Annotated in this window: 18 protein-coding genes; 5 read left to right on the top strand and 13 right to left on the bottom strand. The window is 58.9% G+C overall.

The window, feature by feature from the left end; genetic code table 11:
* Window positions 1-21: 21 nt before the first annotated feature.
* Complete coding sequence (gene rnd, locus HFD87_RS09165) at window positions 22-1143, top strand: ribonuclease D (RefSeq protein WP_061703877.1); 1122 nt, start codon at window positions 22-24, stop codon at window positions 1141-1143.
* Window positions 1144-1196: 53 nt separating this feature from the next.
* Here the strand turns inward: rnd and minE are convergent, their stop codons facing one another.
* Genes minE through minC form a run of 3 tightly spaced genes read right to left on the bottom strand, consistent with a single transcriptional unit; the run spans window position 1197 to window position 3023 of the window.
* Window positions 1197-1466, bottom strand: coding sequence for a cell division topological specificity factor MinE (gene minE / locus HFD87_RS09160; protein ID WP_008925314.1), 270 nt, complete (start codon window positions 1464-1466; stop codon window positions 1197-1199).
* A gap of 3 nt (window positions 1467-1469) precedes the next feature.
* Window positions 1470-2282, bottom strand: coding sequence for a septum site-determining protein MinD (gene minD, locus HFD87_RS09155; protein ID WP_010260569.1), 813 nt, complete (start codon window positions 2280-2282; stop codon window positions 1470-1472).
* Window positions 2283-2315: 33 nt separating this feature from the next.
* Window positions 2316-3023, bottom strand: a complete 708-nt coding sequence (gene minC / locus HFD87_RS09150; protein WP_010260571.1) for a septum site-determining protein MinC — start codon at window positions 3021-3023, stop codon at window positions 2316-2318.
* Window positions 3024-3178: 155 nt separating this feature from the next.
* On the opposite strand from minC, the gene HFD87_RS09145 reads away from it, so the two are divergent.
* The 3 genes from HFD87_RS09145 (at window position 3179) to HFD87_RS09135 (ending at window position 4942) form a co-directional block, all read left to right on the top strand.
* Window positions 3179-3454, top strand: coding sequence for a YcgL domain-containing protein (locus HFD87_RS09145; RefSeq protein WP_010260572.1), 276 nt, complete (start codon window positions 3179-3181; stop codon window positions 3452-3454).
* Between the two features lie 316 nt (window positions 3455-3770).
* Complete coding sequence (locus HFD87_RS09140; RefSeq protein WP_010260576.1) at window positions 3771-4430, top strand: fumarylacetoacetate hydrolase family protein; 660 nt, start codon at window positions 3771-3773, stop codon at window positions 4428-4430.
* 65 nt (window positions 4431-4495) lie between these two features.
* Window positions 4496-4942 carry a YcgN family cysteine cluster protein gene (locus HFD87_RS09135; protein WP_010260578.1) on the top strand — a complete coding sequence of 149 codons (447 nt, stop codon included), beginning with the start codon at window positions 4496-4498 and terminating at the stop codon, window positions 4940-4942.
* A 643-nt stretch (window positions 4943-5585) separates the two neighbouring features.
* Here HFD87_RS09135 and HFD87_RS09130 read toward each other — a convergent pair.
* The 3 genes from HFD87_RS09130 to HFD87_RS09120 form a co-directional block, all read right to left on the bottom strand.
* The gene (locus HFD87_RS09130; protein ID WP_010671501.1) at window positions 5586-5930 is read right to left on the bottom strand and encodes a hypothetical protein; all 345 of its coding nucleotides are present in this window, start codon (window positions 5928-5930) and stop codon (window positions 5586-5588) included.
* Window positions 5931-5952: 22 nt separating this feature from the next.
* Complete coding sequence (locus HFD87_RS09125) at window positions 5953-7299, bottom strand: sodium:proton antiporter (protein ID WP_010253425.1); 1347 nt, start codon at window positions 7297-7299, stop codon at window positions 5953-5955.
* Between the two features lie 61 nt (window positions 7300-7360).
* The gene (locus HFD87_RS09120; RefSeq protein WP_010253427.1) at window positions 7361-8563 is read right to left on the bottom strand and encodes an MFS transporter; all 1203 of its coding nucleotides are present in this window, start codon (window positions 8561-8563) and stop codon (window positions 7361-7363) included.
* A 93-nt stretch (window positions 8564-8656) separates the two neighbouring features.
* On the opposite strand from HFD87_RS09120, the gene HFD87_RS09115 reads away from it, so the two are divergent.
* Window positions 8657-9625: a LysR family transcriptional regulator gene (locus HFD87_RS09115; RefSeq protein ID WP_033766585.1), complete on the top strand. Its 969-nt coding sequence runs from the start codon at window positions 8657-8659 to the stop codon at window positions 9623-9625.
* A gap of 34 nt (window positions 9626-9659) precedes the next feature.
* On the opposite strand, the gene HFD87_RS09110 is transcribed toward HFD87_RS09115, so the two are convergent.
* From HFD87_RS09110 to HFD87_RS09080, 7 genes are all read right to left on the bottom strand, one after another.
* A complete protein-coding gene (locus tag HFD87_RS09110) occupies window positions 9660-10163 on the bottom strand; it encodes a TIGR00645 family protein (protein WP_010253431.1) in 504 nt (167 codons plus the stop codon).
* A 54-nt stretch (window positions 10164-10217) separates the two neighbouring features.
* A complete protein-coding gene (gene kdpD / locus HFD87_RS09105; protein ID WP_010253433.1) occupies window positions 10218-12893 on the bottom strand; it encodes a two-component system sensor histidine kinase KdpD in 2676 nt (891 codons plus the stop codon).
* 16 nt (window positions 12894-12909) lie between these two features.
* Window positions 12910-13476, bottom strand: a complete 567-nt coding sequence (gene kdpC / locus HFD87_RS09100) for a potassium-transporting ATPase subunit KdpC (RefSeq protein WP_010253435.1) — start codon at window positions 13474-13476, stop codon at window positions 12910-12912.
* 10 nt (window positions 13477-13486) lie between these two features.
* Window positions 13487-15535 carry a potassium-transporting ATPase subunit KdpB gene (kdpB, locus tag HFD87_RS09095; protein WP_010253438.1) on the bottom strand — a complete coding sequence of 683 codons (2049 nt, stop codon included), beginning with the start codon at window positions 15533-15535 and terminating at the stop codon, window positions 13487-13489.
* Window positions 15532-17220 (bottom strand): potassium-transporting ATPase subunit KdpA, encoded by a 1689-nt coding sequence (gene kdpA / locus HFD87_RS09090; RefSeq protein ID WP_010253440.1) that lies wholly within the window; start codon window positions 17218-17220, stop codon window positions 15532-15534. The genes kdpB and kdpA overlap by 4 nt, the downstream gene beginning before the upstream one ends.
* Window positions 17220-17309 carry a K(+)-transporting ATPase subunit F gene (gene kdpF / locus HFD87_RS09085; RefSeq protein WP_167423280.1) on the bottom strand — a complete coding sequence of 30 codons (90 nt, stop codon included), beginning with the start codon at window positions 17307-17309 and terminating at the stop codon, window positions 17220-17222. The genes kdpA and kdpF overlap by 1 nt, the downstream gene beginning before the upstream one ends.
* 108 nt (window positions 17310-17417) lie before the next feature.
* Window positions 17418-18584, bottom strand: coding sequence for an HD-GYP domain-containing protein (locus tag HFD87_RS09080; protein WP_010253446.1), 1167 nt, complete (start codon window positions 18582-18584; stop codon window positions 17418-17420).
* Between the last annotated feature and the right edge of the window lie 78 nt (window positions 18585-18662).

Genomic DNA, 18662 nt, shown 5'->3' with positions numbered 1-18662 from the left:
TGGCTGCGGTGGAAATCAGACGTGAACTATTCCCTTATCGACCAGGATGATCAACTGGCAGACGTGTGTCAGAAAGCGCGCCAGCACGCGGCGGTGGCCCTGGATACCGAATTTGTCCGCACCCGCACTTACTACCCTCAGCTTGGCCTGATCCAGCTGTTCGACGATCAGCAACTGGTGCTGATTGACCCGCTGAATATCCGTGACTGGTCACCCTTTATTGCCTTGCTGACCGACACCAGCGTCACCAAATTCCTGCATGCCGGGGGTGAAGATCTGGAAGTCTTCCTGCACCGTTTCGGCGTGCTGCCGACGCCCATGATCGATACCCAGATTCTGGCTGCCTTTTCTGGCCAGCCGCTCTCCTGGGGTTTTGCCTCAATGGTGGCACATTTCACTCAGGTCGAACTCGATAAAAGTGAATCACGCACGGACTGGCTGGCGCGCCCTCTGACCCAGCGTCAGTGCGAGTATGCGGCGGCGGACGTTCACTATCTGTTGCCAATTGCGCGTCAGCTGATGATCAATACGGAAGAGGCCGGCAATATGTCGGCGGCACTCAGTGAGTGCGATAACCTGTGTCAGCGTCGTCTGGATAGCCTGTCGCCGGATGAAGCCTGGCGGGATATTACCAATGCCTGGCAGTTGCGTCCGCGTCAGCTGGCGGCGTTGCAGCGACTGGCGGCCTGGCGTCTGAAGCTGGCGCGTGAAAAGGATATGGCCGTTAACTTTGTGGTGCGCGAAGAGCACCTGTGGAAAGTGGCGCGCTTTATGCCTGGCTCGCTGGGTGAGCTGGATCATCTGGGGCTGTCAGGCCATGAAATTCGTTTCCACGGCAAAGCGCTGGTGGCGCTGGTGGCAGAAGCTGAGGCGCTGGATGAGAGCGAACTGCCGGCTCCGCTGGGCAATCTGATTGACCATCCGCACTACAAGCCAGTGTTTAAAGCGATGAAAGCGCTGGTGCAGCAGGTGAGTGAGCAGAGTGGATTCAGTCAGGAGCTGCTGGCGTCACGACGTCAGATTAATCAGGTATTAAGTCAGCACTGGGGCCTGAAGCCACAGGGACGTCAGCCGGAGTTACTCACCGGATGGCGGGGCGAACTGCTGAAACCCGGCATTGAGGAGATTCTGGCGGGTTGTTAACCGGTTAAATTTCCCCTGCCAGAGCGCAGGGGAAATTCAGCAAACGGTCAGCGTCATTTAGTCACTTCATCCGTTTCCGGCAGCGTCACGTTCAGCTCCAGAATCGAGATATCATCACCTTTCTGGTCGAGCTGAACCGTTACCATTTCTGGATCGATCTTCACATATCTGCAAATCACTTCCAGAATGTCGCGCTTAAGTTGCGGAAGATAGTGGGGCTCACTGTCGCCCCTTCTCCGTTCTGCCACGATAATCTGCAGCCTTTCCTTGGCTATGTTGGCAGTGTTCTTCTTCCGGGATAAAAAGAAATCAAGTAATGCCATGGTTTATCCCCCGAACAGGCGTTTCAGGAAACCCTTCTTCTCTTCTTCGATAAAGCGGAAGGGGCGTACTTCACCGAGCAACCGTTCAACGGTATCGGCATAGGCTTTGCCAGCATCAGATTCGCCGTCAAGAATCACCGGTTCGCCCTGGTTAGAGGCACGTAACACCGATTGATCTTCAGGGATCACGCCGACCAGAGGAATGCGCAGGATCTCCAGCACATCTTCCATGCTCAGCATATCGCCACGGTTCACCCGGCCAGGGTTATAGCGGGTCAGCAGCAGATGCTCCTTCACCGGGTCCTGACTGTTTTCAGCGCGACGGGATTTGGATGAGATGATGCCGAGGATGCGGTCGGAGTCGCGGACAGAAGAGACTTCCGGGTTGGTGGTAATAATGGCTTCATCGGCAAAGTAGAGCGCCATCAGTGCGCCCGTTTCAATCCCTGCCGGTGAGTCACAGACGATGAAATCGAACTCCATCTTAGCCAAATCGTTCAGAACTTTTTCTACACCCTCACGGGTCAGCGCATCTTTATCACGGGTCTGCGACGCAGGCAGAATGTAGAGCTGCTCCGTGCGTTTGTCGCGAATCAGCGCCTGGTTCAGTGTGGCATCGCCCTGGATTACATTAACAAAGTCGTAGACCACACGGCGCTCACAGCCCATGATCAAATCCAGGTTACGCAGACCGATATCAAAGTCGATCACAACTGTCTTTTTGCCTTTCTGCGCTAAACCGGTGGCGATGGCCGCGCTTGACGTGGTCTTACCAACGCCCCCTTTACCGGATGTAACTACAATAATGCGTGCCATAAATGTTGATTTCCTTAACAAAAGAAAAGGGGCCTAATTAAGTGTCTGGATAGTCAGCGCGCCATCCTGCAGGCACAGGCGCGCAGCTTTACCAAAAAATTCTTGCGGGATCTGATCCATGATCCAGTACTCTCCGGCAATCGAGACCAGCTCGGCAGCCAGGTTGGTACAAAAAATCTGGCAGTTGCGGTCACCGCTGGCACCCGCCAGGGCGCGACCGCGCATCATGCCGTAAATGTGAATATTGCCATCGGCGACCAGTTCAGCGCCGGCGCTGACGCTGCTGGTGATGATCAAATCGGCATCACGCGCATAAATCTGCTGGCCCGAGCGCACCGGGGTGTTCACGATGCGGGTTTTCGTTGCTACCGTTTCGGTTACAGCCGGCAGAGGTTCAGGTATCGGCTGCGGCGCGGCGGCTTGCGGTCTGGCCTCTTTACCTTCTGCCAGCACGGGCAGGCCGGCACGGGCGATCATACGTTTCAGCGCTTCGTCTTTGCAGCCGCTTACGCCGACAATGCGTAAACCGGTGGCGAGAACCGCCTGTTGCAACAGTTTCCAGTTAACATCGGCACTTAATGTCGAGACGTTAAGTACCACCGGCGCGTTTTTCAGGAAATCTGGAGCCTGGTCAATCTTGTCCTGGAGTGCCTTGCGAATCACCGCAGGGTCATGGTGATGCAAATGGACGACAGACAGGGTGAAACTGCTACCTTTGAATTCGATTGGCGTTTGCGACATCTGTCCCGACTCAGTCCTGTTTTCACTACCGAAAGCCTGGCGATGATAAAATCATCGTGGAAGCGCTAACGGTGAATATTCGAAGTTCTGCAAGCATGTTATAGTTACAGCTATATTCAGACAAGCCTCAACGCCGGTTAATTCGAGTAAAAAATATGTTTTGTGTGATCTACAGAAGCCCGTTACGTGACCAGACTTATCTCTATGTTGAAAAAAAGGACGATTTCTCGCGCGTTCCGGAAGAATTGCTGAAAGGCTTTGGCAAGCCGCAGCTGGCGATGGTGCTTAAGCTGGCGGGGCGGGACAGGCTGGCTAATGCGGATATCAATAAAGTTAAGCAGGGATTGAGCGAGCAGGGCTATTATTTACAGCTCCCTCCGCCGATTGAAAGTCTCCTCAACATTCATTTACAGGCCGATAAAAAACTTTAACTCGGATTCTTCTGTAAATATAAATCCTGTCGGTGCGATCCTGGCAGGATAATATTGCCCTGAAGCTGCGCAAAATTAACGGTGCAGCTTATCTGTTTCACCCCTTTTTAAATTCCCTGCTCAATTTTTTCTCCCGATTTGTACGATTATTCAGCGCTTCAACCCCTGCATTTACGCTTTCTGACAAATTACGCACCCTGGACCGTTAAAAGGATCTTATTATCACGCTATGAGGTTGGCATTTCGATCAACGCATGAGCAAACATCAACCCGCCAGCAGCGCTGGCATCACACCTAACCTGAACAGGGGATGAGCATGTATCAGCATCGTAACTGGCAAGGCGCTCTGTTAGATTTTCCGGTCAGCAAAGTGGTTTGCGTCGGGAGTAATTATGCAAAGCACATTAAAGAGATGGGCAGCGCAACCCCAACCGAACCGGTGATCTTTATCAAGCCGGAAACGGCGCTGTGTGATTTACGTCAGCCGCTCTCTATTCCCGACGCGTTCGGCGAGGTCCATCATGAAGTTGAACTGGCGGTGCTGATCGGCGCGACACTGAAGCAGGCGACCGATGCGCATGTGGCTAAGGCGATTGCAGGTTATGGCGTGGCGCTGGATCTGACACTGCGTGACCTGCAGGCCGGGCTGAAAAAAGCGGGCCAGCCGTGGGAAAAATCCAAAGGCTTTGATAACGCCTGTCCTGTCTCTGGTTTTATCCCGGTGACGGAATTCAGTGGCGATCCGCAGAACGTCGAGCTTAAATTGCTGGTGAACGGTGAAGTGCGTCAGCACGGCAACACCGAAGACATGATTCATAAAATCCTGCCGCTGATTGCCCACATGAGCCACTACTTTACCCTGCGGGCAGGCGATGTGATTCTGACCGGTACGCCAGAAGGGGTAGGCCCGATGCGCTCGGGTGATCAGCTGGAAGTTTCACTGGCGGGTCACGGCATCAGCACGCGCGTACTCTAAAAACTTGCATCACCGCCGCATAGGCTTTATAAGGTGCGGTTTAGGCACAATCCGGACAAATCATCATGACTGACACCCCTTTCTGGCAACAAAAACGCCTGGCACAAATGAGCGATGAGGAATGGGAATCCTTGTGTGATGGTTGTGGGCAGTGTTGCCTGAACAAATTGCAGGACGCCGACACCGATGAGATCTACTTCACCAATGTCGCCTGTGATCAGCTCAATATTAAAACCTGCCAGTGCCGTAACTATGAGCGCCGCTTCGAGCTTGAAGAGGATTGCATCAAGTTAACGCGCGAAAATCTGACGACCTTCAACTGGCTGCCGCGCACCTGCGCTTACCGGCTGCTGGGCGAAGGCAAAGATTTACCCGTATGGCATCCGCTGCGGGCCGGTTCGAAAACAGCGATGCATGCGCAGCGTATTTCGGTGCGGTATATTGCGGTGCGTGAGAGTGAAGTGCGGGACTGGGAAGATCACATCATTGATCGCCCCGATCGCAACGGCTGAGTGCCGCGCTATCAATCGGAACAGAAAAAAGGCTGCCAGTGGCATAATACCAGTCAGTTAAGCGACAGGTGATAACGCAGTCTGGTGCCGGGCAGGGGCTGGCGGTCCTCGCGCCGCTGGGCGGTTCCTTCACTCCATTCCTCTGCCTGACGGACCGCCGGGGATGGCACATCCTGTGCCGCCCCGACTTTCGCCCGCGTCCTGCGGGCTCTCCTGGCAGACTCATTCTGTTCAGCGCTGCGGATTGCCTGCCCCAGCCCGGCCCCGGCCTGCTCTGAAACTTCAGTGTGTATTGTTAAAAAGGGCACGAGAGTGGAGGCCTGAGCGCCTCTGCTGCTGAAAGGGCTATCCGCAGCGCTGAGGCGTGACGGTGGGCCAGAAGTCCACGCCGGGAAGCGTGGACAGTTCGGGGCCGGCCAGGGAGGGCCGATCCCCGAACGGTTCGTCGGCACGCCGTCAAAGCCGAAGGTACCGCGTGAGCGGCGCGAGGACGGCCCGGCAGCAGCAGAGGTGCGCAGGCACGCACTGCTGCTTGCTCGCCTGGAAAAAAAGCTGCCACGTTTGACCGTGACAGCCTTTACAAATTTAATCTTAACTGATCAGTATTAGCCCGGCAGGCGCGTTTTTATTAAATCCGATGCGGTTAATCTTCCTGCTGGAACTGCGCCATCACGGCCTGCTCACACTGCTGTTCGTTAACGCGCAGTTTGGCACGCTCATCATCTCCCAGCTGCAGCCAGGCACTGGCCACTTCACGCGCGGACTCTTCATCAAATTCAGGCTGATTCATCGCCGACGGCGACTGACTGCGCGCCACGGTCGATTTCATCTGTTCGACATACTGATCCGCGCTGGCGACCTTTTTCTCGCCGCTGACAATGTGACACAGCTGACTGGCATAAACATTCTGCTCAGTGTCAGCCTCGTCCGCCGCCAGCGCGCTGCCGGTGGCGAGGATGCTCAGCAGCACTATCTGAGTTACTTTCATTCTTAACTCCTGTTAGTTCGGGTTAAACCTTACGCTGAAGGGCTTCAAGGCGTTTCTGACGCCAGTTCAACAGCGGCGACACGGTGGTGCCGTGGACCACCACGCTGCAGACCACCAGCGTTAACGCCATATTGGTCATAATTTCCATCTGCGGGCCTTCCATACCGTGCGTCCAGGCATAGGCGATGTAGTTCAGACTGCCAATCCCGCGGATGCCCAGCCAGCCAATCAGCAGACGCTGCCCCAGCGGCAGTCCGGCGCGCAGCGTCACCAGCCAGACGGCCAGTGGCCGCACCACCACAAACAGCACCAGGCCAATCAGCACGCCGTAGATGTTCCAGTGCTGCGCCAGCGTCACGCCCAGCACCACCATCATGCCAGCCGCCAGTAAACGTTCAATAGTATCGCCAAAAGAGAGGGCGTCGCCTACCACAAACCCTATCGACTTCACCATATTGTTGTCGCCCTGATGCGCCAGGCGTTTGTTGGGATTCACCAGCGCCTCAGAGGGCAACACGCGCTCGTCGTCAGAGAGATCGTCCGGCTGATGGCGACGGAATACGCCCATCTCAGCACGGCGTAATCCCAGCCCGGCGGCGAAGGCAGCCAGGAAGCCGGAGGCACCCAGCCACTCCACCAGTGAATAACTCAGCGCAATCAGCGCCAGCGCCAGGAAATCGTTGGGCGCCACATCGCCATTGGCATTGCGCAGTCGGGTCGCCAGCAGGCCAATCAACTGCCCCAGCACGAAACCGATGATCAGACCGCCGCCAATTGCCCAGAGCACCTCGACCGCACCCCAGTGCCCCAGCATCGCCACGCTCAGGCTTTCGCCATTAAACAGCAGCAGCGCCAGCATCAGCAACGGCAGCGCGGAACCATCATTCATGCCCGCTTCGCTGGAGATCGCCACGCGCAGCGAGTCATCATCCTGCGCATCGTTGACCGAGATTAAGCTCGCCAGCACCGGATCGGTCGGCGCGACAATGGCACCAAACGCCAGTGCAATCGGCCAGTCTAATCCCACCAGGAAGTGCGACAGCAGGGTCATCGCGGCCACGGTCAGCAGCATGGCGGGAAAAGCCAGTTTCAGCCCGGTGTGCCAGCAGTTATTTTGCAGCGGCTGACGCAGCTTGAGGCCGGTGATGAACAGCGAGGCAGCCATGGTGATTTCAGTGATGTGCGCCACGGCTTCGGAATGGGTAACAATATCAATGTGGATAACATCAAATCCCCACGGGCCGCACAGCATGCCCGCGATAAGGAACAGACCAAATGAGGTGACTGGCCCCCGGTGAATCCAACCGGAAGCCAGCGACATCAGCAGCAAGAGGCCGCCCGTCGCTGCTGTCCAGGCTAAAAAGTTCATAACACTCCAGATTATTTCGGGTTTATGAATAAGCCTGGCACATTTTTTGACGGGCGAGGTGTCAGTTTTTCAGGTGTCGACTGGCGAAGCGAACCGCCAGCGCGGCGGCACCGGCTAAGGTCGAGAGCGCAACCACGCCATTCCAGCCCCAGTGTGCCAGCGCCAGACTTCCCAGCGCCGCACCGGTGGCCATACCGATAAACACCACGGTAAACAGCAACGCATTCAGGCGACTGCGCGCTTCCGGCGCCAGGCCATAGACCAGCGTCTGATGCGCCACCAGCGTGGCCTGCACTCCTAAATCGAAGCCGATGGTGCAGAGGACAATCAGCGCCAGCTGGGCCGGCATCGGCAGCAGCGGCAGCAGAAACATCAGCGCAAAGGAGATCGTTACCAGCGCGGCGCCAGCCTGCGTGACCCTTGCCGGACCGATGCGGTCAGCAAAACTGCCCGCCAGCGGTGCCGCCATGGCACCCGCCGCACCGGCTAAACCAAACGCCCCGGCCACGGCACTGTCCAGATGAAAGCGGTCGCTGAGCATTAACGCCAGCGTCGACCAGAAGGCGCTAAAACCCACTGACAACAGCCCCTGAGCCAGTGCGGCACGACGCAGCGTCTGATGGTGACGCCACAGGTGCACCAGCGACAGCAACAGGCGCGGATAGCTCACCGAGGTGCCTGGCGCGAAACGCGGCAGTACCCGCCACAGCGTCAGCGTAATCAGCAGCACCGCCAGCGCGGCAATCATATACATGGTGCGCCAGCCGAAATACTCTGCCACCACCCCGCTGACCACCCGCGACAGCAGGATGCCCACCAGCAGCCCGGTCATCACCGTGCCGACTGTTTTACCCCGGCTGCGTTCCGGCGCCAGCGCCGCCGAAGCGGGCACAATATCCTGCGCCACGGTGGCGGTCAGGCCGGTGATAAAACTGGCAATCAGCAACGCGCTGAGTCCACCGGAAAAACCACACAGCAGCAGCGCCGCCACCAGCATTAAGCCTTTGATAAAGATAATGGTGCGCCGGTCATGGCGATCGCCCAGCGGAGCCAGCAGCAGGATGCCCAGCGCATAGCCCGCCTGGGTCAGCATCGGCACCATGCCGACCGCGCCGATACCGGCGTTAAACTGCTTGCTGATGATATCCAGCATCGGCTGGCTGTAGTAGATCGACGCGACGCTGAGTCCGGCACCGGCGGCCAGGGTAAACACCAGCGGCGCAGAGAGCGGTTCATTTTGAGTCTGGGTCTGTATGGCTGACATGCTGTAATCCTCATCATTTCGTCCTGCCATTAAAGCGCATTGCGGTTATACGCGGTAGACTGACATCAGGCAAAACCGTTATACATGGTGCGTATGAACAATCCTAACAGCAGCGATCGCATCGATCTGATGCAGACTTTTATCCGTATTGTGGAGAGCGGCAGCTTATCCGCCGCCGCCGCGCAGCTCGGCACGACACAACCCACCGTCAGCCGCCGACTGCAGAGCCTGGAGCAGCGGCTGGGCCTCAAGCTTATCCTGCGCACCACCCATGCGCTGAAGCTTACCGATGATGGCGAGCGCTGCTACGCCCAGGCGCGGCAGCTGCTGGCGACCTGGCATGCGCTGGAAGATGAGCTGACCGGGGCCAGCGATGACCCGGTCGGTACGCTGCGGGTTCGCGCCCCACACGCCTTTGGTCAGGATCAGCTGATCGCCCCGCTGGTGGACTATCTGCACCGCTACCCCCGGCTCAATATTGAGTGGATGCTGAATGACCGCACGCCCGACTTTATGGCAGAGAATGTGGACTGCGCCATTCAGGTCGGTGCGCCAACCGATCCTTCGGTGGTGGCGATACTGCTGGCAGAAGTGCCACGTATTGTGGTGGCCGCCCCGCACCTGCTGGCGCAGCAGCCGCCGATTGAGCGGGTTGAACAGCTGCGCGACCTGCCGTGGCTGGCACTGACCAGTTTTTACCGTAACGAAGTGGCGTTGCAGAAGATTGACGATGGCCAGCCGGTGAACCTGGCGATTACGCCCCGGCTGAGCAGCGACAGTTTATATGCGGTGCGTAAAGCGGCACTGGCGGGGATGGGAGCCGCGATCGTCTCCTCATGGGCAGTGCAGGAAGATCTGGCGGATGGCAGCCTGGTTCAGCTGATGCCTGCGTGGCAGGCACCGCCGCTGCCGGTGTGGCTGACCTATCCCTGGGCGAGTTACTACCCGGCCAGGCTGCAACACTTTTTTGCCATGATCAAAGAGGTGATGCCGCAGCTGGCGGGCACGCGTCCGGCCTCACAGCCAGCGGGTCGTTCAGGGGGAACAGAGCGGAAAGGGTAAAGCAGGCGCCCGCCTCAGCGGGCCGCCAGAGAGGTTACTTCGGTTTTTTATCGCTGCGCGACATCTGATCCAGCCAGCCCATCACAAAGGCGGAGAGCACAAAGGTCAGGTGGATAATCACGTACCACATCAGCTTGTCGTTTTCGACGTTGCGCGCTTCCATAAACACCCGCAGCAGGTGAATTGAGGAGATGGCGACAATGGAGGCGGCGACTTTGTTTTTCAGCGAGCCGGAGTCCATCTTGCCCAGCCAGCTCAGCTTCTCTTTATCTTCGTCGATATCGAGCTTAGAGATGAAGTTCTCATAACCCGACAGCATCACCATCACCAGCAGGCCGCCAACCAGCGTCATATCCACCAGCGACAGCAGCAGCAGGATCAGATCGTTTTCCGCAATGCTGAAAATGTTGGGCAGCAGGTGGAAAATTTCCTGGAAAAATTTAATGGTCAGCGCCAGCAATCCCAGCGAAAGTCCAATGTAAACCGGGGCCAGCAACCAGCGCGATGCATACATCAGGTTTTCGGTAAAACGTTCCATACAATCCCACGAATAATCAAACAGGTCCGGGAGTATAACCGATCAACTGTGAAGTTATTTCAGCCCTTCGTCAGAAATTTCAGGGACCGGCGGCAGCGGCAGCGAGAGACGAAATGCCGCGCCACCTTCGGCCCTGTTCTCTGCCCAGATCTGACCGCCGTGGCTCTCGATAATGGTTTTACAGATTGCCAGACCCAGCCCGACGCCCGGCACCGCCGACTCTTTGTCGCCCCGCCAGAATTTATCGAATATCCGGCTTAAATCGTCTTCGGCAATGCCCGGTCCGCTATCCCAGACCGAGATCTCCAGCCGTGATGCCGCACGCCAGGCGCGAATGCCGCGTGGTGCGCTGTTACCGGCATACTTCAGGCTGTTCTCAATCAGGTTGGTGAAGACCCGCTCCAGCAGCGTGCTGTCGCCTTTGATCAGCACAATGTCGTCCGGCAGATCGAGCCGGACCTCATGCCCTTTCAGCGACGGTGCCATGCTGCTCAGCGCCCCGCCGACCACCTCTTCCAGCGCCAGCCACTCCTCACGCAGATTGAGGCCGCCCGACTGAATGCGCGCCATATCCAGCATGTTGCTCACCAGCCGGATGGTGCTCAGCGTCTGCTCGCGGATCTGACTGGCCTGCGGCACATATTTTGAGTTATCGCTGGCCAGGTCGAGCATCAGCATTTCCGCCTGACCAAACAGCACGGTCAGTGGGGTGCGCAGGTCGTGGGACAGCGCCGACAGCAGCGCATTGCGCAGCTGTTCACGCTCCGCCGAGAGCCGGGACGCCGCCTCGCTATGCGACAGCGCCATTCGCTCCAGTGCGTTAGCAATCAGCACCGTAAAGGTTTCCACCAGCCGCTGCTGCTCGGGGATCATCAGCTGACGCAGGTTCTGCGGCTCCACCACCAGCAAACCCCGGCAGTGCGCGCCACTTTTCAGCGGCAGGATCTGATAAGGCACCGCCGGTAAGGTATCAGTGCCCGCACCCGCAGGCTGGCCTTTGCTGTAACTCCATTTAGCAATCGCGCGATCCGGCTCGCTGGCCGGTAACGCATCGCCCACCGGTTGCAGTTCGCCCTGCTCATCAGGCAGCAGCAGCAGGCAGCGCGCCTGTAACGTGGCATCCAGCACCCGCTGGCTGGTGGCGGCGATATCCTGCGGCGTTAACGCACTGCCCAGCGATTTCGCCATCTCATAGAGCTGGCGCGCCCGCTGCTCGCGGTAGCGCGCCACCCGCGCCTGATAACGCACGCCTGCCGTGAGGTTGCCGACGATTACGCCCACCGCCAGCATCACGCCAAAGGTCACCAGATATTGCAGATCGGAGACCGCCACCGTGCCGGTGGGGGCAACAAAGAAGAGGTCAAAGGCGACGATATTCATCACCGTGGCGATCACCGACGGCCAGCGACCATAGCGTAGCGCCACGATCACCACCGCCAGCAGATAGATCATCACGCAGTTGGCGGGATCGAAACCGATCAGTACCGACTGCCCGGCGGCGGTTACAAGGATACAGAGCACCAGCGCCATCATTACGCCGCGCAGCTGAATACGCCATTTTTCGCTGGTGACGCGGCCATCCGGCAGCGGATGCGGCGCATCCTTCAGCGGCTCATCCAGCGCCACCACCAGCAGATCGAGATCCGGCCCCAGCTGGCCGAGCCGTTCGGCAAAGCTGTCACGCCGCCAGCGCCGCAGCGGGCGACGACCGGTAACAATTTTGCCCAGATTGTGCGCGCGGGCGTAACCCAGTACCGCTTCGGCTTCATCGGGCTCAGATAGAGTCGCGGTTTCCGCGCCCAGCTCCTGCGCCAGCTGTAACGTACGGAGAATCGCCCGTCGCCGCGCTTCCGGCAGCCGGTGCAGCCGGGGCGTTTCGACATAGACCGCGTGCCATTCACTGCCAAGCCGCGCCGCCAGTCGGGCGGCGGTGCGCACCAGCTTTTCACTGCCGCTGTCGTCGCCAATGCAGAGCAGAATGGCGTCGCGGGTGTGCCAGACGCGCTCCCGTCCCTGCTGATCGCGCCAGGCGCGCATCTGATCATCCACCCGATCGGCAGTGCGACGCAGGGCCAGCTCACGCAGGGCGAACAGGTTACCTTTGCGGAAAAAGTTTTCGATGGCGCGTTCCGCGCGGTCGCCAATGTAGACTTTGCCCTCTTTCAGCCGCTGCCGCAGATCGTCGGGCGGCAGATCGACCAGCACCACTTCGTCGGCGCTGTCGAAAAAGGGATCGGGCACGGTTTCGCGCACCTGAATGCCGGTGACGCCGCCCACCACATCGTTGAGGCTCTCAAGATGCTGTACGTTGACGGTGGTCAGTACATCGATGCCCGCTTCCAGCAGCTCCTCAATATCCTGCCAGCGCTTGGGATGGCGCGAGCCCTGCACGTTGGTGTGCGCCAGCTCATCCATCAGGATCACCGCCGGATGGCGAGCCAGCGCGGCATCAAGATCAAACTCCGCATGACGCGAGCGCCCGGTTGCGCGACGCGGCAACAGGGTTAACCCTGTCAGCAGCTGCGCGGTTTCCGGCCGGTCATGGGTCTCTACCACACCGATTAAGACATCCAGACCCTGCGCGCGCAGCCGCTGTGCCTCCTGCAGCATGGCATAGGTTTTACCCACGCCCGCACAGGCACCAAAGTAAATTTTCAGCTGCCCGCGATGACTTTCGCGATTAGCCTGCAGTAGCGCGTCGGGATCGGGACGCTGGGGTTCGTGGTTCATCGCTTCCTTTACACCATTACAGTTCGTTGAGCGCCATATTCAGCTGCAACACGTTGAGGGTCGGTGTGCCGAGGAATGGCAGCAGCGGACGATGCGTCATCTTATCTATCAGCGCCTCGACCTGCGGCAACGGCAACTGGCGGCTGGCGGCGATACGCGGGGCCTGCCAAAGGGCGGCCTGTGGCGAAATATCCGGATCCAGCCCGCTGGCTGAGGCGGTGACCAGTTCAACCGGGACGGCGGCCGGTGCCTGCGGATTGGCGGCCCGCAGCGCAGCGACGCGATCGGCTACCGCTTTGTCCAGCGCCGGGTTGCTGGCGGCCAGATTGCTGCCCCCTGAGGCCAGCGGATTATAAGGTTTATCGCCACTGGCTGAAGGGCGGCCCCAGAAATAGTTGGGCTGGGTAAAGTTCTGGCCAATCAGCGCCGATCCGCGCGCCACGCCATCCTCCTCCAGCAGCGAGCCGCTGGACTGGGACGGAAACAGCCACTGCGCCAGACCGGTGGTGAGCAAAGGATAAACCACGCCGGTAACAAGCGTAAGCAGCAACAACAGTAAAATTGCCGGACGTAACTGACTCATTTTTCTCTCCTCAGGCCATGCCTGAAAACACTAACAGCAGATCGATCGCTTTGATGCCGACAAACGGCACCAGCAGGCCACCCAGACCGTAAATCAGCAGGTTGCGGCGCAGCAGCGCAGCAGCGCTCAGTGGGCGGTAGCTGACACCTTTCAGGGCCAGCGGGATCAGGAAGACAATCACCAGGGCGTTAAAGATCACCGCCGACAGAATCGCACTGGCTGGCGAGTGCAGGTGCATCACGTTAAGCATGTTGAGCTGCGGATAGGTCGCCGCAAACGCCGCCGGAATGATGGCGAAGTATTTCGCCACGTCGTTGGCGATACTGAAAGTGGTCAGCGAACCGCGCGTCATCAGCATCTGTTTACCAATGTGCACCACTTCCAGCAGCTTGGTCGGGTTCGAGTCGAGATCGACCATGTTGCCCGCCTCTTTCGCCGCCTGGGTACCGGAGTTCATCGCCACCGCCACATCCGCCTGCGCCAGTGCAGGCGCATCGTTGGTGCCGTCGCCGGTCATCGCCACTAAACGCCCTTCCGCCTGATACTGGCGGATCAGCGCCAGCTTGGCTTCCGGCGTGGCCTCTGACAGGAAGTCATCCACGCCCGCTTCCGCAGCAATCGCCGCGGCCGTCAGCGGGTTATCGCCGGTGATCATCACCGTTTTGATACCCATTTTGCGCAGTTCGGCAAAGCGCTCTTTGATGCCGCCTTTGACGATATCTTTCAGCGCCACCACGCCCAGCACGTTCGCGCCCTCTGACACCACCAGCGGCGTGCCGCCACTGCGTGCCACCTCTTCCACCTGCGCATTGACCTCGGCCGGGAAACGGCCATGGTTCGCTTCGATGTGGCGCCGTACCGCATCGACCGCGCCTTTGCGGATCAGTCGATCCTGCACGTTCACGCCGCTCATGCGGGTCTGCGCAGAGAACGGAATAAAGCTGGCACCCATGCTGCTGAGATCGCGCTCACGCAGATTAAATCGCTGTTTGGCCAGCACCACGATGCTGCGCCCTTCCGGCGTCTCATCGGCCAGCGAGGCGAGCTGAGCGGCGTCGGCCAGTTGCTCTTCGCTGACGCCCGGCGCGGGCAGGAACTGGGTCGCCTGACGGTTACCCAGCGTGATGGTGCCGGTTTTGTCCAGCATCAGCACATCCACATCGCCCGCGGCTTCCACCGCACGCCCGCTGGTCGCAATGACGTTAGCACCCAGCATCCGGCTCATCCCCGCCACGCCAATCGCCGACAGTAAGCCGCCGATGGTGGTCGGGATCAGACAGACCAGCAGCGCCACCAGCACCGTGATGCTGACCGGCGTTCCGCCCCATGCCGAGAACGGCCAGAGTGTCACGGTCGCCAGCAGGAACACGATGGTCAGTGACACCAGCAGGATGGTCAGGGCGATCTCATTCGGGGTTTTACGGCGTTTCGCGCCTTCCACCATGGCGATCATCCGGTCAAGGAAGGTTTCGCCCGGGTTGGCGCTACAGGTGATCACCAGCCAGTCAGAGAGAATGCGGGTCCCGCCGGTGACGGAGGCGAAGTCACCGCCCGACTCGCGGATCACCGGTGCGGACTCACCGGTAATGGCGCTCTCATCCACAGAGGCACCGCCCTCCATCACTTCACCGTCGCAGGGGATGATGTCGCCCGCTTCCACCAGCACGGCATCGCCTTTGCGCAGCTCATCGGCACTGACCTGCTGCCACTCGGCGCCATAGCGCGCCGCTGAGAGTTTTTTAGCAAAGCTGGTCTTTTTCACCCCTTTCAGGCTGCTGGCCTGGGCCTTACTGCGCCCTTCTGCCAGCGCCTCCGCCAGGTTGGCAAACAGCACGGTGAACCAGAGCCAGACCGCAATCGCCCCGGTAAAGCTGGCGCTGCCGCTGATCCGGCCGGTCAGCATCGCCAGCGCCAGCAGCGAGGTCAGAATGCTGCCGAGCCAGACGACAAACATCACCGGGTTACGGAACTGCACCCGGGGATCGAGCTTTTTCACTGCATCCCAGGCCGAGGTACGCAGCAATGCTGCGTCAAATAACGCCTGTTGTTGACGACTCATGAGGATTGTCCCTGAACAAGTTGCAGATGCTCAGCCACCGGGCCCAGCGCCAGAGCAGGAATAAAGGTCAGTGCACCCACCAGCAGCACCGTGCCGATCAGCAGTCCGATAAACAGCGGACCGTGGGTTGGCAGCGTGCCGTTACCCACCGGCTGCACTTTTTTCACCGCCATCGCACCGGCAATCGCCATCACCGGAATGATGATGCCGAAGCGGCCCAGCAGCATGCAGGCAGCCAGTAGCAGGTTCCAGAACGGCGTGTTAGCACTCAGTCCGGCAAAGGCGCTGCCGTTGTTGTTAGCCGCCGAGGAGACCGCGTAGAGCACTTCGCTGAAGCCGTGAATGCCGGGATTGGCCATGGCACTGCGTCCGGCGTCGGTCATCATCGCCAGTGCGGTACCGATCAGCACCAGCGCCGGTGTGACCAGAATCGCCAGCGCGGTCATTTTCATCTCCCAGACGTCGATTTTTTTACCGAGGAATTCCGGGGTACGACCGATCATCAGCCCGGCGATAAACACCGCCAGCAGCACAAACAGCAGCATGCCGTAGAGACCGGCACCGACGCCGCCAAACACCACTTCGCCCAGTTGCATCAGCCACATCGGCACCATGCCACCCAGCGCAGTAAAGGAGTCGTGCATGGCATTCACCGCACCGCAGGAGGCGGCAGTGGTGATAACCGCGAACAGGCTGCTGTTAAGAATGCCAAAGCGCGTCTCTTTACCTTCCATGTTGATGGCGCTGTCAGCACCCAGCTGGAGGAAGTGCGGGTTGCCCTGCAGTTCGGCCCACATGACGACCGATACCGCCGCCACAAACATCAGCGTCATCGCCCACAGCAGCATGTGGCCCTGACGACGGTCACGCACGCTTTCGCCAAACGCGAAGCAGAGCGCCGCCGGGATCAGGAAGATGCTCAGCATCTGCACCAGGTTAGTCAGCACCGTCGGGTTTTCAAATGGATGGGAGGAGTTGGCGTTAAAGAAGCCGCCACCGTTGGTGCCCAGCATTTTGATCGCTTCCTGCGACGCCACCGGCCCCATCGACAGCGTCTGCTGCACGCCTTCCAGCGTGGAGAAACTGTGATAAGGCGCGAAGTTCTGGATGCTGCCCTGGCTGACAAAGAACAGCGCCATCAGCAGGCTGATAGGCAGTAAGACATAGAGCGTGATGCGCGTCAGGTCGCGCCAGGCGTTACCCAGGGTCGCAGAGCTGCGATTAGCGAAGCCACGGATCAATGCAAACGCCACGGCGATACCGGTCGCGGCTGAGAGGAAATTCTGCACCGTCAGGCCCACCATCTGACTGAAATAGCTCAGGGTGCTTTCGCCGCTGTAGGATTGCCAGTTGGTGTTGGTGACGAAGCTCACGGCGGTGTTAAGCGCCAGATGCCAGCTCAGGCCAGGCAGCTGCTGCGGATTCAGCGGCAGCGCGCCCTGCATCAGCAATATTGCCAGCAGCACCACGAAACCCAGCGCATTAAACAGCAGAATGGCCAGCAGGTAGTGAGGCCAGCGCATGTCCGATTGTTGCGCGCCCAGCAGTCGCCACAGCGGCGCTTCCAGGCGGGCAAACACTGGCTTGTCAGCCACTAACGAGGCCAGACCCCGTCCGAGCGGCTGCGCCAGCACCATCAGCAGCAGCAGATAGAATGCGATGAGTAAAAAAGCATTGGCCGCCATCAGAAGGCCTCCGCATTTAACAGGGCACAGATCAGATAGCCCAGTAACAACACCACCAGCACAATGCCGGTTATTACGCCCACGCTCACAGGAACCTCCAGAGGATTGGATTTATGGCTTAGCTTGCGCGGAGGCGTATAAAGAAGGGGTTAAAATGCAGCGGGCGGGCGTAAAAATAGTGTAAAAATGGCGAAAAATCAGGCGACTTCCAGCGCCCAGATACGATTGAGATCGACGTTACCCCACAGCGTACTGTCCTCTGCGCCCACAATGCTGTCGGTGCAGAAGCTGTCGCCAAGGTCGAGCTCTTCCGGTTTCACTTCACGCTGGGCGTGCAGCGACCAGAAGACATGCACGCAGGGACGCATCAGCGATTTTTCGCCCGCTTTCACCACCAGCGCCACCCGGCCGGAGGCCAGACGCACCAGCGATCCCACCGGATAGATGCCGATGGTCCGTACGAAGGTGTGCAGCAAGCCAGGGTCGAAATGGCCGCGCCAGCTCAGCATCTGGTGCATCGCCTCGGCGGGTGTCCAGCCGTTGCGATAGGAGCGGGTCGAAGTGACGGCATCATAGACATCGCACACCGCCGCCATGCGGGCGTAGAGCGAAATCGCCTCGCCTTTCAGGCGGTGCGGATAGCCGCTGCCATCATATTTCTCATGATGATGCAGGGTGATATCGAGCAGATCGTCATCGGCGTCGGCTTCTATCAGCATCTGCGCACCGACCACCGGATGCTCACGCATCACCCTGAACTCCTCTTCAGTCAGCTTGCCCGCTTTGTTCAGGATCGCCAGCGGCACGGCCGCTTTGCCGACATCATGCAGTAAACCGCCCATGCCCACCCGACGCAGCTCCTGCTCATCCAGTCCAAGTTTTTTACCCAGCGCAATCATCAGCCCGCAGACCGCCATGGAGTGCAGATAGGTGTAGTCATCATGATTTTTCAGTCGCGCCACGCTCAGCATGGCGGAGGGTTCACGCGTGATCGATCCGGCGATTTCATCCACCAGATCCATCATATAATCGAGCTTCAGGCCGTTACCCAGCCGCGCTTCGTTGAACATCGCCAGCACTTTCGGTTTGCCCTGCAAAAAGATCTGCTGTGCCTGATCCAGTTCCTGGAAAAACGGGGTGCGGCCAATGGTTCTCTTCGCGACCGTGGAGGCGATCGGCGCCTGCACCGATCGATCGAGGTCGATCCAGAGCTGGCGGATCCCTTCAGTGCGAAGCATGGCGATTTGTCGGGGATCGGTGATCAGCATCTCATTATGAATGCGCTGGTCTTTTATCCACCAGACCTCCAGCTTGTGGATAAACATCCCTGGGCGCAATTCATCAATGGTAATCAGCTTTATCACGCTATCACTCTTTAATATCAGCGGGTGGTAAGGTGATATCGGCAGCCGGACAAATTTTCTTCAGGCTGTTTTGTGCGA

Origin of the sequence: Pantoea sp. EKM21T (assembly GCF_011800405.1) — a bacterium.
In the GTDB taxonomy this organism is placed as follows: Bacteria; Pseudomonadota; Gammaproteobacteria; order Enterobacterales; family Enterobacteriaceae; genus Pantoea; species Pantoea agglomerans.
Note: the sequence above shows the minus strand (reverse complement) of the source record. Positions and strands in the feature narration are given on the sequence as shown.

What these genes read in the sequence shown, in the direction of transcription:
- minE (WP_008925314.1), bottom strand. Translation starts at nt 1,466, where the DNA reads ATGGCATTACTTGATTTCTTTTTATCCCGGAAGAAGAACACTGCCAAC.
- minD (WP_010260569.1), bottom strand. Translation starts at nt 2,282, where the DNA reads ATGGCACGCATTATTGTAGTTACATCCGGTAAAGGGGGCGTTGGTAAG.
- minC (WP_010260571.1), bottom strand. Translation starts at nt 3,023, where the DNA reads ATGTCGCAAACGCCAATCGAATTCAAAGGTAGCAGTTTCACCCTGTCT.
- HFD87_RS09145 (WP_010260572.1), top strand. Translation starts at nt 3,179, where the DNA reads ATGTTTTGTGTGATCTACAGAAGCCCGTTACGTGACCAGACTTATCTC.
- HFD87_RS09140 (WP_010260576.1), top strand. Translation starts at nt 3,771, where the DNA reads ATGTATCAGCATCGTAACTGGCAAGGCGCTCTGTTAGATTTTCCGGTC.
- HFD87_RS09135 (WP_010260578.1), top strand. Translation starts at nt 4,496, where the DNA reads ATGACTGACACCCCTTTCTGGCAACAAAAACGCCTGGCACAAATGAGC.
- HFD87_RS09130 (WP_010671501.1), bottom strand. Translation starts at nt 5,930, where the DNA reads ATGAAAGTAACTCAGATAGTGCTGCTGAGCATCCTCGCCACCGGCAGC.
- HFD87_RS09125 (WP_010253425.1), bottom strand. Translation starts at nt 7,299, where the DNA reads ATGAACTTTTTAGCCTGGACAGCAGCGACGGGCGGCCTCTTGCTGCTG.
- HFD87_RS09120 (WP_010253427.1), bottom strand. Translation starts at nt 8,563, where the DNA reads ATGTCAGCCATACAGACCCAGACTCAAAATGAACCGCTCTCTGCGCCG.
- HFD87_RS09115 (WP_033766585.1), top strand. Translation starts at nt 8,657, where the DNA reads ATGAACAATCCTAACAGCAGCGATCGCATCGATCTGATGCAGACTTTT.
- HFD87_RS09110 (WP_010253431.1), bottom strand. Translation starts at nt 10,163, where the DNA reads ATGGAACGTTTTACCGAAAACCTGATGTATGCATCGCGCTGGTTGCTG.
- kdpD (WP_010253433.1), bottom strand. Translation starts at nt 12,893, where the DNA reads ATGAACCACGAACCCCAGCGTCCCGATCCCGACGCGCTACTGCAGGCT.
- kdpC (WP_010253435.1), bottom strand. Translation starts at nt 13,476, where the DNA reads ATGAGTCAGTTACGTCCGGCAATTTTACTGTTGTTGCTGCTTACGCTT.
- kdpB (WP_010253438.1), bottom strand. Translation starts at nt 15,535, where the DNA reads ATGAGTCGTCAACAACAGGCGTTATTTGACGCAGCATTGCTGCGTACC.
- kdpA (WP_010253440.1), bottom strand. Translation starts at nt 17,220, where the DNA reads ATGGCGGCCAATGCTTTTTTACTCATCGCATTCTATCTGCTGCTGCTG.